The sequence below is a fragment of the Paenibacillus sp. J22P169 genome (genome assembly GCF_059691995.1).
This window is the reverse complement of record NZ_JCAUAO010000004.1, coordinates 238,223-251,458: the sequence shown is the minus strand read 5'-3', so window position 1 is coordinate 251,458 and position 13,236 is coordinate 238,223. Positions and strand designations below refer to the sequence as shown.

Genomic DNA, 13,236 nt, shown 5'->3' with positions numbered 1-13,236 from the left:
GTTCAATGGCAGCCTTGGCTCGCTTCGAGCTACATTCCTGATGCCTTAAATACATACTCGACCAATTTCGTAGTCTCTTGATCTTTCGGATAAACAATCCCAAAGCCGTTGTTGGAAAAAAGCTGCTTAAATGTCAAATCAAAACTCGTCTCTTTCAGAAAATCTTCAATCGCAGTCAGTACCCCGTTGCGTTCCCCATATTCCAAAAAGGCATTATTGAGACCATAATTCAATCCGCCATGTTCAAGAAGCTCCCGCCGCCCAGGTGCCATGCCTTTCTTTGCATGAGGTTGGCAGAACTGAGCAGGAATCGTCTCTGGCATATAGTACATGTCACGTCTACCATACGGCCACTGCGTATCATGGAACAAGACAATCGGGAATTTCCCTTGTACCCTTGCGATTCTTTCGATCTCCTTCAGTTCGTGAAACACCGTATACCAATTATGGTCACCATCAATGAGGATGAGGTCCATTTCCTTCAATTCTGGCAAAGCTTCAAGGCTGAGTTTTCTCTTTAGCTCGAATGATTCTCCATAGCGTGCTGTAAAGCTATCTACATCAAATAACGGCGCAGGATCGATGATGACACACTTTCCGCCAAATCCTAAACAATATTCCAGTAGTTGTACAGAAGTATTCCCCGCGTGTGCCCCGATTTCCACAATATGCTTCGGATGTACGGATACCATAATCAGTTTAATGACTTTATCCCAGAAACGATACATTATATGGACTCCTTTCAATTGTCACATTAGTCATATTTATGTCTTTCGGCAGTCTTTTGTGTGTCCACATTCACCCAAGAAAACTAAATTTACATTTCTGGAAGTAAATATGGTACAGTCTACTCCTCTAATGCTCGTTCTGCTACAATGAGGAAAACGTGCTTATGCTAGTCCAGAAAGGATGTTCACCTAGATGCTGCCTCAGTTGAATCGACAATTAGAAAAGATTTTGCCGCTCATCACTCCCCTAAGTGTCCTTATCGGGGTTCTGCTCGGAAGTCACTTATCTGGATTCACCTATCTTTCACCTTGGTTGTTTGCCTTTATGACCTTTTCGGGAAGTATCGCTTCCAGCTTCAAAGAATTCATCAAGGTTGTCGTTCAACCGCTTCCACTTCTAGCTACTTTATTTATTCTGCATGTCGGGATGCCGCTTATTGCGCTCGGTCTTGGGCATGTTGTTTATAGTCACGAACCGCTGACGATTACGGGACTTATTTTGGCCGCTGCCATTCCAACTGGCATTACTAGTTTCGTGTGGGTGGCGATTTATCGAGGCAATATTGTACTGACACTTTCGATCATCCTTATGGATACGATCCTCTCACCTTTCGTCGTGCCATATACGCTCTCTGTATTGGTCGGTACCAAGGTTCAGCTCGATACGTTCGCTATGATGAAAGGCTTATTCTTCATGATCGTTGTCCCTTCTCTCCTCGGGATGCTGCTGAATCAATGGACGCGGGGGAAAATAAAGGAGCAGTGGGGTGGCCGTTTAGGTCCTTTTTCTAAAATTTTCATGGGCGTTGTCGTCGCCATTAATAGCTCCGTCATCGCGCCCTACTTACGTGACTTCAACGCAAAATTGCTCGGTCTGGCAGCTTTCGTGCTCATCGTGGCCTCGCTAGGCTACATGCTTGGATGGCTTGTCGCTAGGTTGTTCCGCTGGGAACAAGATGTCGTGGTTGCCCTTACGTTTAACAGTGGTATGCGAAATATAAGTGCGGGCGCGGTACTCGCTGTTGCCTATTTCCCGCCCCCTGTGGCAATTCCAGTTGTGCTTGGCATGCTGTTTCAGCAATCCCTTGCTTCCCTCTTCGGATTTCTGCTAAATCGGAAATATGCATTGAAAAGTGACACGCCAAGCTTAAAGGTTAATGGTGTTAAACAGATGTAAGCTAGCGACTCTTCGTTTGTCGATTGTCAAGAAAATTTGACCGTAGTTAAAAAAAGACCGCTCAGCTTATCGCTGGCAGTCTTCCTATCGTCTATTTACTTTGAAAGACGGGTAAAAATAACATACGAATAGATGACCGGAATAAAGGAACTGATGACAATTGCCGCTATAAAAATGAAGATTGCGATTGGTGTCATTAAGAACGCGGCGATAAACGAAATGACTCCGCCCAGCATCATAAGTGGACCGCCCAAACGATGTGTTTTCCTCCAAATTTCTTCATTCGCGAGTGTCCATGGTGTCCGTATGCCAAACGTATAATTGGGCTTCACTTGCGTCAAAAAGTTCCCCATTACGGCAAACAGCGCGCCCAGTAATATCATGGTGATTTTCTTAAAGTCCAAGCTATGCCCCAAGTTAAAGAAAATGACCGCCCAACCTACGACAGCTAAAAGGATGGAGATCCCGAATCGTGTCACCTCAAAAGCCGCAGGGAATTTCTCGAAATTCGCTTTCTTCGGATCGATCGCTCTCATAACCCGCATGAACAGCGGCAGCAGACCCAGCAGCACCAGCATGAGCAGCGACATTTCTTTGCTCATCGTACCGTTCACTTCATTATTCACTCCAAAATGGCTCGCCATCGTGTCCGGAAGACGATTATACAGGAGTAAGCCCCCTAACGCTGGGGAAAGGCTAATCACATATAACAAAATCTCCTTCCATTTTTTCATGATGGTTCCTCCTCATCTTTTTTGTTAAGTATGTTAAACATCCATCCGATGACGTCTTCAACAACCGTGGTATGCAAGGTATACATGATATGTTGTCCCTGACGTTCATCCATTACGAGCCCAGCCTGTTTAAGCAGGTTCAAATGATGCGATATGCTCGGCTTACTAATCTTAAAATGATCAGCAATATCACCAGCATTCATACTCTTTTCTCGCAGCAACTGTAAAATTTCACGACGAGTCGGGTCCGCTAACGCTTTAAATGCCTCATTCAAATGGTGGTCCTCCTTATTTAGATATTTATCTAAATGTATAATAAAATAATACCTCCGATTTTCCAACCTGTCAATTGGCGATTGCCTATCAATTTTGGCTATTAGACGATGTAGGTTTATAATAAGGAAATCATATGTACATCTCGCGTCAGACAGGATGGATCCACATGAACGATAAAATTGTAATGCCCGTTTGGACAATCGGCTTGTTCATTGTTGTTATGAATACGACGATGTTCAACGTCTCGATTCCTAGTATTATTCAAGATCTCAGCATCACTGCGGATCTCGGATCTTGGGTCATCTCTAGCTATTCCATTGGCTATGCCTTATCAACCGTCCTATATAGCAGACTCTCCGATGTGGTTCCAATACGCAAGCTCCTAACCATAGGGCTTATCATCCTTGGACTTTCGTCTGTTTTTGGTCTCTTCGCTCGGGAATTCCACACCTTGCTTGCTGCCCGTATTCTACAATCCGCAGGTGCAGGAGTCATGGCCGGTCTAGGATTGGTACTCGCCAGCCGTTACATCCCGATTGAACGAAGAGGCTCGGCCATTGCGATGATTTCCGCGGGGAGTGCGATGGCCTTCGGGCTCGGCCCTATCGTTGGCGGCATTATCAGCGAATATTGGGGCTGGAATGGCTTGTTCGCGATTACCTGCTTAGTCTTAGTCATTCTTCCTATTCTCTTGCGATTGCTCCCCAAGGAGCAGCCCGTAGCGTTCCGTTTCGACATGCTAGGAGCGCTATTGACGGTCGTCAATGCCGCGACCTTACTACTCGCTGTCACGCAGATTTCTGGCGTGTGGCTTGCCATTAGTGCCCTCTCCTTTGGTGTACACGTTTGGCATCTGCGGCGCTCAAGCGACACGTTCATTAATCCCGTATTGCTGGCGAATCCCGCGTTCCGGAAGCTTGTCGTGATCGGTTTCTGTATCTTGGTCTTGAACCTTGGGAATCTATTTCTGATGCCGCTCGTACTGGCCAAGCTGTTCCATCAATCGGCGATGGCCATCGGTTTAACAATTGCGCCAGGCGCGATCCTCTCCGCGTTCCTAACCCGCTTCGTCGGCCGATGGATCGATCGATTCGGCAATCTGCGATTTCTGCTTATCGGCCATGGAGTCTTATCACTGGTGATGATTGCATTCTCCACGCTGCTCGGCGCTTCGCCGCATGTCATTCTGATTGGCTATCTTTGTTTCTCTCCTGCATTTTCAGCGACGATTGCGTCATTGAATAACGAAACTTCGCGCATTCTGCCGAAGCACTTAATTGGCTCAGGCATGGGACTCATGCAACTCATCCAGTTTTTTGGAGGATCAATATCAGTCGCGATATGCGGTATTTTACTGGAAATCCAGCAGAATACGTCGCTTCTTTATTCGTACATGCATGTATATGGATTGTTAATTCTGGTTGGGCTTTGTTCGCTGGGGATGCTTCTGTGGTACAGGCTATCGGGGATACAGACGGAGCGTCAGACGGAATAATGGATGGCGTGCTATCCTACATGTAATAAACAAAAACAGCTCTTCAAAGTTATTCTTTGAAGAGCTGTTTTTATGTGATCTGGTCGTTATTTAAGCACCTTAAGCATCGAAGCAATCATGCCCTCATGATTAACCTCATGTACAATACTCGAGAGGATGAGTTCATCAATCGTTTTTGCTTTGAAAAAGTTATCTTTGACCCTGTACGTTTATTGGTTTCCCTTTCGCCACTCCCGCTTCAGCATGCCATACACGATAAGGTCGATATAATGGTCGTAAAGCCACGCGGCATCGCGAACCTGACCTTCTCTCGTGAATCCTAATTTCTCTGGGATGGCTCGGCTTTTGAAATTGCTTTCTCCACATCTGATTTCCACGCGATTTAGGCCCAGTTCGTTAAACGAATAATCGATAACCCATTGGCAGGCCCGAGTCATTATGCCATGACCTTGAAAGCCTTCCCCTAGCCAATAACCCAGACTAGCGTAATGATTAGCCCAATTAATCGGGTGAAATCCAATGCAGCCTGCGAACTCTCCTTTATACCAAATGCCAGCATTGAAGCCATTATTGGCTGCCTCTTGATTTTGACAGTGTTGGATGAATGCTCTTGACTGATCGCTATGCTGAGTCGCATCCACCCATGGCAACCATTCTCTCAGGTAATCCCGACAGCTATTGGTTAGTGCAAATAAAGCTTCCGCATCCTTTGGTTCGAGTGATTTGAGTGTAAGGTCAGCGTTAATGTCTACGCGCATATCATGTTCCCCTCCCAGTGATATCTCAAGTCTCAAGTCGTTCCCTTCGCATACACAACAAAAAATAACGTCATTTCTCCGATAATTACGTAATTTGGCATTTCGAACATCAGATCCAACCCAAGAAATACAACTAGCAGCCCTAGAAATATCGCTAAATGTGCTAATCCTAGCCTTTGATGTGCATGTCTATACTTGTGAAAAACCAGTGATGTTGAGAAAAAATACAGGAGCACAGAGCCGAAAATAAAGCTCAACATAAACCCATAATTCAACTGCTCCAAGAATAACAGCTGTATCGAAGCGGCAATCATACACAAGGATAAATAAATGAATAAATGGCCATAGATGATGGTTTGCCCTGCCGTTTCTAGCGCTTTGTTCACTTTCTTCTCCACATTCTCAAAATATTGCCACCACATCGCGATGATTAATAGAAAGGTGATGGACGCGAAAACAATGGATTGCCACGTCCAATCGCTCGACTGCAAGACGGCAAGTATACTAATGACCGATTCCCCTAGCAGGATCAGCGTGAATAACGAGAAGCGCTCTAATAAATGATGGGTGTTAATCGGGCTTCTCAGCAAATATTTCCGCCCCATTAAGGGGAGCAGAATATCCACCATAATGCCCGCGTACAACACAGCGTATCGGATCCATGAATCGAAGAACAGGGAGAGCGCCGATATGGCAAGTCCGATCCAGAATCGGCTGCCTAAGTAACGCGCTGTGTTCCGACGATGTTCTTCTTCTTTTTGATGTACAGCCAGGTATTGAATGGCCGTCATCGCTCTCAAACCTAAATATCCGATAAGAAATGGCACAAAATACTGATCAAAATCGACTGACAGGCTAGCCGTCATAATTAGCACAAAAAATAATTGCAGAATGAGAAAGACGCGATGCGAGGTACTGTCCCGCCCAAACCGATTGACAAAAAGCGACTGCCCTACCCAAGCCCACCAGATTGGAATAAAGATGAGAACGAATTTGCTCAAATACTCTAGCGGAATCGTGCCATGATGCACATGCAGCAAGACGTGACTTGCTTTGGAAACGGCCGCTACAAATAGTAAATCGTAAAACAACTCAAGCCAGGTCACCTTTTTCTCGACCATTGCTTTGATGTGATGTAGCCCTGTTGCGTGATTGTTCATTTAGGGGCTCCTTTGTTATGGACATAATTCGAATTTCAGCCTGTATCTTTCGTTACTCCGAATGTCATCTATGATCTCATTCAAATCCTCAACATGGCGTAGACTCGTATCCATAAGATGTTTCGGCTCTAATCCCGAGTTTTCAAATTCATCGATGAGAATTAGGCAACGTTCACCCATTTGATGCTGCGGCAATCTCATTTGATCCCTTTGCAGAATCGTCGCTTTGTCTGTCCACAAAACAACATAAACAACATTAGCATTTAATGCCATTAACTGCTTTTGGAGCCATGCTGCCTCTTCAGGAAACGTCACATAATCGACGACCACGTCTACGCCATGTGCAATAAAATTAGCAGTAAGCTGCCAAATGTTATGCCAAATGAGGGATAGCTCAGATCGACTTTCCCATGGCTTCTCACGGCCATTCACGTGCATATAACTAACTGCATCACCTGAAATATATGCGGAATTGGGCAAAGCTTTGGCCAATTCCCGTGAGGTCGTTGACTTTCCGACCCCTGCTGGGCCAGATATCAGATAGACAGTTTGCATGGTTATCACTCCTTACCGCTGGCTCAAACTCAGATTCTCATAGATTTCATTCGTTATGTGGATTCCTGCTTGATGAAACGCCATAAGGATAGCACCAGTGACAGGTTCGTATCGTGGCTGCTGGACCTCATATGTCTTTCCTTGCTTATTATCTCGGGCTATTTCGTATTCAAGTCGCTTCATCATATACGGACTACGTGCTACACTGCCGATCAGTGCTAAACGGATACAATTCGATGTAAATTGCGATCCGATAAGCCGGATTGCAGTTACGAGCTGGGAGACTGCCACATTACACACCTCTTTCGCCAAAGGACTCCCCGCTGCCGCAGCATCTGTTACCAGTTGCGCCATGTCACCAAATTTCCGATTACAGGCTTGCTGGTCGGGTATGAAACCAGTGGAGGCTAATTTACCTAGTTCCTGCATATGCGAGACTCCCCAATAGGCAAAGATCCTTGAAATAAGTTCTTCGTCTTCCAACACATAGCTTCCTGCTAGGATACGAAAGACGGTTTCGTAGGAAAGATGCCTCGCAGTCGAGCTTGCATACTGCCGAAAATCATAGTTTCGCAGCTGCTCCCCGTTCTCTTTGATACCAAAAACAACGGATCCCGTCCCTGAAATGGCAATAATCCCAGGCTCTCCACTTAAGGCGCCGACTTGCGCGATCCAAGCATCACTAACGGCCCGTTTCTTCCCATGTACCCCATCAATTGCGATAAAATCGTCACACCACACCTGATCCTCTGCCCGATCTAGTCCGGCAATTCCTGCTACAAGTGAAACGATATCTCCTTCATTTCGTCCTGCTTTTACTAATAGGCTGGTAATCGCAGCTCTCACATGCTCTTTTGCATTAGAATCCTTATGAATATTAGCAGCGCCCGTTTGTGAAAAAGCGGCTACTCGACCGGATAAATCCACTGCCACTGCTCTTGTGTGCGTTCCTCCACCATCGATGCCAATTACAATTCTCTTCTCCATTTCCTCTTGTTCCTCCCCGAAAAAAAGCTGTATCCAAGTATTCGAGATAAAAATGGATAATCCTGTAGATCCCTTCCAGTGAATAGTTGTATAACCTACACTTAATTTCATACAACCATAGAAAAAAGCCGCGCCCTTATGGGGACACAGCTTAGCTGCACAATCTTATTTAAATACAGGAATAGCCTCTGTATAGGCTTCTTCCGGTCTGCCGCTAGTATATGTTATCTTACGTTCAACCATATCAACCATATAATAGTGAACCCCGGCTTTCGACATATCCTTCAAGAAATCCGAATAAGGCGTAAGATGCTTCTGATGGTGCTGGAGGCCTCTTAACACCTCATCGCCATTAAAATGATCTGCAATCTTGGACGTCTCGGACATCGAGGAATTCATATCCTCGTATCGATCCTCATTTCCCATATACACCGTAAAATTATCTGCAACTTCAGTTCGATAGGAAGTCACGCCTGCATCCAATAACGCTTGAAACGTGCGCGGGTAAGGCCACCGTTCATTTTTAGACACTTCACTAATTCGCTTCACTTCTTCAACGTTCATGATCTGGGCCCCTTTCAATCGCTAGTATACCCAAGTATAACTAGTCCTTATAGTACCCAATTATAGTGCCGCCATCAACCGTTGCCTCTCCTCTGACCCAACCAAATGGATCAGGTGCGCAAGCACTTTCTTCTGTTCGGGATTCAATCTAGCAAATACCTTGGGCTCCGCATGGCACAACTCACGAATCGCAGCTTCTAGCTCATCCCGGCGGTTCGCCGCCTCAGGATCGCCCGTGAACGCTGGAAACGCCTTAGCTTCAGCAAATTCCTTGATGACAGCATCGGATAATTTCCGCAGATAGGGCTGCCTTTTCTCACTAATAAACGTGCCTAGCTCATCCAATAGAAATTGAAAAGCATCGCTTTTTCGACTTGCACCGAAAGTAAACGACTGCTGTCCACTCAGATCTTCACAGCTAAAATCAAACTGATCAAATAGCTTACTCTGAATATAGACACTATGGTAAAAGGAATCACCTTTATTGTTAAACGTCGTCGGCTGTTTATGCTGCTCTTTCTGTTTCGAGTCGATAAAATACAGCTTCGAATATTCATGATTCATACGATCTTCCCAACGTATATACGTGATGCGAAATTTCGTCTGCGACATCGGATGCACGGAAGTAAAGGTTTCCTTTTCCGCGATCAAGCTTGCGTAGTCTAACGGTTCACCATCAATACGAATCGTGTAGGGTTTGTCCGCGTGTAGTTCCAAGAACCACCCAAATTCTCTGCTCAAAAATGCCAGGAAATCCTCAACAACGAACTCGTTGATTATATTGTTAAACGTGACGGTCGTCCCTCTGTCCTTATCTGTTACATCAGGCTTCGTCACATGATAGGCATCCAACCGTTTGGCATGAATGTGAATGTTATACGTATTTTTGAGCAGAAGCCCGTCCTCATAGGTGGTTTGCCAAACAGCCTCGGAAGCAAAACGGTGAAACGTTAAGCGACCAATCCCATTTTTCCCGTGCATTGCCGAAGTCGTTCTTCCCCGTTTATCAGGATCCACACTCTTCTCGGATTCATAGAAAGGCGTAAACTTTCCTTCTAAATCCTTCAGCTTAATGCCATAGCCATTATCTGCAATCATGATTTGATCCACGCCGTCTAGTATGTTTTTATGAAGGGTTATGTCTACCGCCGTAGCCTCAGCGTCGAAACCGTTCCAAATGTATTCGGCAATAGCTTGCAAATAATCAAACTTACGAAGCGCTTTTTCGATACCTTTTGAGGATATTTTTATGTTGTTCATGGCGATCAACCCTTTCTTCATATAGTCAGCTTGTACGCATACACTTATCATATTGCAAAAAGCTCATTTCGTATGTCGATTGATGTCCTCACTCTGCAAGTCTTTTTCGACAAAAAAACTGACACCCCCAAGGTGTCAGCTTCCATATTTCAATTCGGCTATCGCTTTTTTGTACTTATCGATTCTTTCATAGTCTTGACGGGTAGGATGTTCAATTCGACTGAGATCACAATTATCTTCTAAGTCCAGGAGCTTCACGAATGAGGCTAATGGATTAACTTTGATTCTCTTAATAAATCCTTCATACGACTCATCAGGCCTTCTCGTAAGGCAATCTAGCGCTTCCAGGATAGGTAGACTAAAGCCTTCTTTTTTCAAATCAAATAGGGTAAAGCTCGAATCCTCCACAACATCATGTAAGACGGCAACAATGGATTGTTCGGTAGTTTTTGCTCTGCTGGCTAGACGAATAGGGTGTAGAATGTAAGGGCTGCCCCCTTTGTCTACCTGACCATCATGTGCCTTGGCTGCTATTAAAATTGCTTTCGTTAATGTGCTCATGGATGTCTCCCTCTCACATTGTTCGTGAAATAGCTTTTTCACCAGTTATAGCATAACTCTTGGTTTTTGCATATGGCTTCTGCGTTGTATAATGTAAAAAATGATCATATTACAAGGAGATCGTCATTGATGATAGAGAAACTCCATATGCAAGGAGATTGCGAGAACTGCTTTGGCCTATGTTGTGTTGCCCTGCCTTACGCAGCTTCAACGGATTTCGCCAACAATAAGGATGCCGGACATCCCTGTACGAACCTGCAAGCCGACTTTCGTTGTGGTGTACATACCCAGCTCCGGCAGATCGGCTTTCGGGGTTGTACGGTGTATGACTGCTTTGGGGCGGGCCAGAAAGTTTCGCAGAGCACCTTTGGCGGGAAGGATTGGCGAATAGCTCCTGACACCGCGAAGCAAATGTTTGAAATATTTCCTTTGATGCGCCAGCTCCATGAGCTTCTCTGGTATTTGACGGAGGCTTTACAATGGCAAGAGGTTGAAGAGCTTCATAAAGAGCTGAACACATTGCTTGTCGAAACCGAACGCCTCACGAACCTTGATCCGGATAGCCTCGCCAAGCTGGACGTTGCCGCACATCGAGCCGCCGTGAATGTTTTGCTTCTTCAAACAAGTGAAAGTGTGCGCGAAAAAGCCCTCAAAGAGCTCCCGGTCACCAAAGGGCGCCGTAAATCATATGGGAGAGGCGCCGATCTGATTGGGGCTAATTTGAATGGTGCAGATCTTCGGGCAAGCAACCTGCGAGGTGCCTATTTAATTGCAGCTGATCTGCGAGGCACCGATCTGCGAAAAGCGGATCTCATCGGCGCTGATTTCAGAGACGCTGACCTCCGTGGCGCGGATTTAAGTGACAGTTTGTTTCTTACTCAGTTTCAAGTGAATGCCGCCAAAGGCGATAAGCACACGAAGCTGCCTGCGTACTTAACTCGCCCGGAACACTGGGCTTCCAACGCAACGTCAGATAGCAAATAAGCCGCTATGCGCATATAGGTTGCGCTTAACGGCTTTATTCTTAATCGGCTCCGCTGCGCGAGACCTACTAGAGATCCTTGACCATTCGCCAGACGGCGTTGGGTTGATCCTCTTCTTTTTCTAAGAGGCGAAAGCCACATTTCTCGTACAGGCGCAGCGCAGGTAAATTCGTTGGCGCCACTCGTAGATGATATGATTTCACGGCATATTTCTCAAAAAAACCTTCCGCATACGCTACTAACTGTCGACCGTATCCTTTACCTCTGTAGGATGGAATTAGGTAAAACAAGTTGGCATAGCCGATATAACTGCCCTCGTGAAGAACTATTTGAAGCTCTAATTGACCAACGGGTTGTCCTTCATCTTCAATCAGCACAAGTCCATCTGGAAAGCGCCTAACGCGATCGGCAATCCTTCTCACATAGTCATCCTCATCTCCGAAGCCTTCTTCACTCCCGAAGCTCACTACGTAAGAATCTTTCCGAAAGGCAATGATCGTTTCTCGATCCTTCTCCACATCAATCGTTCTAAACTCCATTTGGCGCCTCCCTCATGGCATTTTAATCTACTAATTTTAAGCTGGCTTTCAGCTTTTATTCGCTATTCTTTCATAATAACATCGTACAATGACAACGTGGAAAACAAAAATAGGAGTGATACATACACGTATGAATATGAGCAAACTAGCAGGCATATGCATCTTGGTCCCCATTCTTCTAGCCGGATGCGGGAATCAATCTGACACACAAACTGCAGCTGCAGGAACTTCCCAGCCTGGGCAACAAACGGAGAAGGCAGCTGGGAATGGCCAACAGAACAACCAACAAAACCGTCCTGCGATGGACCCAGCACAGCGTCAACTCTTCAGTACTTTTCAAATGCTGATGATGCTGGATAAGGCGGATGGGTTGACCATCACGAAAGAGCAAGCGCAAGCCATGCTGCCGGTCGCTCAGGATATCATCACGAAGAAAGAGCTTAGTGATGACAATAAAACCAAGCTGATGGCTTCACTGACAGATGCGCAGAAGACCTTCCTTACAGATGCAGAAACACGCATGAGCAATCGCGGTAACGGCGGCAACGGCGGGCCAAATGGTCAAGGCAATGCCGGTCAAAATGGCCAACGCCCTGGCGGCAATCGCAATGGCGGTTCAGGCGATGCAGGCAAAGCGCAGACGCCTGATGCTTCTGCTGCGCCTACAGCTAATGCCACGGATGGGACAGCTAGTGGTCAGCCAGCCGGCGGCCAAAAACCAAATGGTGGCTCCGGCGGCGGTAATGCGAATGGCGGAGGCCAAAATGGTGGAGGCTTCGGTGGAGGCAATCGCCCTGCAGGCGGGCAAATGGGAGATATCGGTAAGCAGTTCATTGAACTGCTGCAAAACAAGGTGAAATAAGTCGAATATTTCCGAGGAAATGAGAAAAACCTCCAACACCACAGAGAGTGGGTTTGGAGGTCTTTTCGCAACTTATGATCTTAAGACTTGAATGACCTGCTCTGCTTTCGCTTCACCACTGGCAACTTGCTCAATGTGCTCTGCAAACATATCACACATATAGACGAACAGAGTAAGAATCTCTAATACTTCATCACTTTCGAACGTACGCGAAGCGGATAAGCTATACACATAACGATAGTGGATCTCGCCTTCCTCATTCACGCCAAAGTGACCTATTGGCAAACGGGTATTAATTTCTAGTAAGAGCGCGGCTACCTCTTCACGAGCACCTGCCTGAAGATGAAACGGCAGTGTACTGTAGATTTGCAGCAGTTGAATAGCGACTATTTCCTCATCATTTAAGGGTAAAAAGCTAAAATGAAGGAAACGATCCCTCCCTTGACTATCCTCTTGAAATCCTGCCATAAGCACATGAAGCGGAATCGCTTCGGATTTCTCTAATAAATTCGTGGCAAGCTCTGCTTCATCCAAAATCTCTTTCAATTGCCCTAATTGCGCCAAGTGACGCGCATGTGCAAGCTCTGTCAACATATC

The 13,236-nt window shown here is 45.9% G+C and carries 16 protein-coding genes; 4 read left to right on the top strand and 12 right to left on the bottom strand.

Annotated features, from left to right (window positions below; all coding sequences use genetic code 11):
* Window positions 1-29 precede the first annotated feature (29 nt).
* On the bottom strand, window positions 30-728 hold the full coding sequence (locus AC58QG_RS21315) for a class I SAM-dependent methyltransferase (protein ID WP_497364139.1): 699 nt from the start codon (window positions 726-728) through the stop codon (window positions 30-32).
* 193 nt (window positions 729-921) lie between these two features.
* Between AC58QG_RS21315 and AC58QG_RS21310 the strand changes: the two genes are divergently transcribed.
* Window positions 922-1,905: a bile acid:sodium symporter family protein gene (locus AC58QG_RS21310; protein ID WP_497364138.1), complete on the top strand. Its 984-nt coding sequence runs from the start codon at window positions 922-924 to the stop codon at window positions 1,903-1,905.
* Between the two features lie 95 nt (window positions 1,906-2,000).
* On the opposite strand, the gene AC58QG_RS21305 is transcribed toward AC58QG_RS21310, so the two are convergent.
* Both AC58QG_RS21305 and AC58QG_RS21300 read right to left on the bottom strand, forming a co-directional pair.
* Entirely contained in the window at window positions 2,001-2,639 is a 639-nt protein-coding gene (locus AC58QG_RS21305; protein ID WP_497364137.1) for an SdpI family protein, read from the bottom strand.
* Entirely contained in the window at window positions 2,636-2,914 is a 279-nt protein-coding gene (locus tag AC58QG_RS21300) for an autorepressor SdpR family transcription factor (RefSeq protein ID WP_497364136.1), read from the bottom strand. Before AC58QG_RS21300 ends, AC58QG_RS21305 begins: the two co-directional genes overlap by 4 nt.
* A gap of 167 nt (window positions 2,915-3,081) precedes the next feature.
* On the opposite strand from AC58QG_RS21300, the gene AC58QG_RS21295 reads away from it, so the two are divergent.
* Entirely contained in the window at window positions 3,082-4,410 is a 1,329-nt protein-coding gene (locus AC58QG_RS21295; protein ID WP_497364135.1) for an MFS transporter, read from the top strand.
* A gap of 209 nt (window positions 4,411-4,619) precedes the next feature.
* On the opposite strand, the gene AC58QG_RS21290 is transcribed toward AC58QG_RS21295, so the two are convergent.
* From AC58QG_RS21290 to AC58QG_RS21260, 7 genes are all read right to left on the bottom strand, one after another.
* Window positions 4,620-5,168, bottom strand: coding sequence for a GNAT family N-acetyltransferase (locus AC58QG_RS21290; protein ID WP_497364134.1), 549 nt, complete (start codon window positions 5,166-5,168; stop codon window positions 4,620-4,622).
* Between the two features lie 32 nt (window positions 5,169-5,200).
* On the bottom strand, window positions 5,201-6,289 hold the full coding sequence (locus AC58QG_RS21285) for a low temperature requirement protein A (protein ID WP_497364363.1): 1,089 nt from the start codon (window positions 6,287-6,289) through the stop codon (window positions 5,201-5,203).
* Between the two features lie 54 nt (window positions 6,290-6,343).
* On the bottom strand, window positions 6,344-6,883 hold the full coding sequence (locus tag AC58QG_RS21280) for a P-loop nucleotide/nucleoside kinase family protein (RefSeq protein ID WP_497364133.1): 540 nt from the start codon (window positions 6,881-6,883) through the stop codon (window positions 6,344-6,346).
* Between the two features lie 12 nt (window positions 6,884-6,895).
* Window positions 6,896-7,870: a BadF/BadG/BcrA/BcrD ATPase family protein gene (locus AC58QG_RS21275; RefSeq protein WP_497364132.1), complete on the bottom strand. Its 975-nt coding sequence runs from the start codon at window positions 7,868-7,870 to the stop codon at window positions 6,896-6,898.
* Between the two features lie 165 nt (window positions 7,871-8,035).
* On the bottom strand, window positions 8,036-8,434 hold the full coding sequence (locus tag AC58QG_RS21270; protein WP_497364131.1) for a DUF1398 family protein: 399 nt from the start codon (window positions 8,432-8,434) through the stop codon (window positions 8,036-8,038).
* Between the two features lie 60 nt (window positions 8,435-8,494).
* A complete protein-coding gene (locus tag AC58QG_RS21265; RefSeq protein WP_497364130.1) occupies window positions 8,495-9,694 on the bottom strand; it encodes an ATP-binding protein in 1,200 nt (399 codons plus the stop codon).
* A gap of 135 nt (window positions 9,695-9,829) precedes the next feature.
* Window positions 9,830-10,255 carry a GTP pyrophosphokinase gene (locus tag AC58QG_RS21260; protein ID WP_497364129.1) on the bottom strand — a complete coding sequence of 142 codons (426 nt, stop codon included), beginning with the start codon at window positions 10,253-10,255 and terminating at the stop codon, window positions 9,830-9,832.
* Window positions 10,256-10,384: 129 nt separating this feature from the next.
* Between AC58QG_RS21260 and AC58QG_RS21255 the strand changes: the two genes are divergently transcribed.
* Window positions 10,385-11,239, top strand: coding sequence for a pentapeptide repeat-containing protein (locus tag AC58QG_RS21255; RefSeq protein ID WP_497364128.1), 855 nt, complete (start codon window positions 10,385-10,387; stop codon window positions 11,237-11,239).
* 67 nt (window positions 11,240-11,306) lie between these two features.
* Here the strand turns inward: AC58QG_RS21255 and AC58QG_RS21250 are convergent, their stop codons facing one another.
* Entirely contained in the window at window positions 11,307-11,777 is a 471-nt protein-coding gene (locus tag AC58QG_RS21250) for a GNAT family N-acetyltransferase (protein WP_497364127.1), read from the bottom strand.
* 130 nt (window positions 11,778-11,907) lie between these two features.
* On the opposite strand from AC58QG_RS21250, the gene AC58QG_RS21245 reads away from it, so the two are divergent.
* Complete coding sequence (locus tag AC58QG_RS21245) at window positions 11,908-12,639, top strand: hypothetical protein (protein ID WP_497364126.1); 732 nt, start codon at window positions 11,908-11,910, stop codon at window positions 12,637-12,639.
* A 72-nt stretch (window positions 12,640-12,711) separates the two neighbouring features.
* Here the strand turns inward: AC58QG_RS21245 and AC58QG_RS21240 are convergent, their stop codons facing one another.
* A complete protein-coding gene (locus tag AC58QG_RS21240) occupies window positions 12,712-13,233 on the bottom strand; it encodes a YbjN domain-containing protein (RefSeq protein ID WP_497364125.1) in 522 nt (173 codons plus the stop codon).
* Window positions 13,234-13,236: the final 3 nt, after the last annotated feature.